We start from the raw sequence: 707 nt of genomic DNA, 5'->3' as shown, positions 1-707 counted from the left end.
CCTCCAGCGGTGCGCGGCGCCTGCCGCTGGAGCAACGCTTTCTGAGCAATCTCGATTACCGCGTGTGCAAACCGCAAGGCTGTGACTTCGAGTACGAGTATCCGTACTTCAGCCGTGGCTCGGACGGCCTCTATCACCTGGTGTACTCGTGGAATAACACCTTTATCAAACATGTCAGCTTCAACGATGCCTGGCTGGCGGAGCGCCTGTGATGCTGTTTCTGTGGCAAGCCCATTTGAGTTTTATCCTGCTCGGTTTTGTGCTGCTGAGCGCATTGGCGTTGACCCGACGCTGGCGCCCGTGGCTGTTGCCGGTGTTGGCGGCGCTCGGTTTTATCCCGGTCAATGATCTGCCGCTGGCGGCGTATGTGCGCAGTTACACCGATGACCTGGCAATCACCACGCTGGTGTTGCTCGCTTGGGTCAGTCTGCAGCGCCTGGGCGTGGTTCAGCCGTTGCCGACAGTCAGGCGTGTGCAAGTGCTGGTGCTGTTTGCCGGGTTGGCGGCGGTGCTTTACCCGGCAACTCTGGGGCTGACCTATGTCGACCCTTATCGCTGGGGCTTCAATCCACGGCCAATGATTGTGCTGATCGGTCTGACGGCGCTGGCGCTGTTGTGGCTGCGCAACACCCTCGGCGTGGCGATGCTGGCACTCGGCACGCTGGCTTTCGCCCTGCGGCTCAAGGCCTCGGAAAACTATTGGGATT

At 60.4% G+C, this 707-nt stretch carries 1 protein-coding gene and 1 pseudogene; both read left to right on the top strand.

Going from position 1 to position 707, the window contains the following annotated elements; genetic code table 11:
- Positions 1–212, top strand: a pseudogene (locus DBR24_RS14940) (hypothetical protein); the annotation flags it as partial.
- Positions 212–707: hypothetical protein (locus DBR24_RS14935; RefSeq protein WP_256591493.1), on the top strand; the 496-nt coding region annotated here is incomplete at its 3' end. The pseudogene DBR24_RS14940 and the gene DBR24_RS14935, both read left to right, overlap by 1 nt.

The organism is Pseudomonas sp. HMWF006 (assembly GCF_003061205.1).
Classification (GTDB): Bacteria; Pseudomonadota; Gammaproteobacteria; order Pseudomonadales; family Pseudomonadaceae; genus Aquipseudomonas; species Aquipseudomonas monsensis.
The sequence above is the reverse complement of the archived record's forward strand: the minus strand, read 5'-3'. Positions and strand labels throughout refer to the sequence as shown.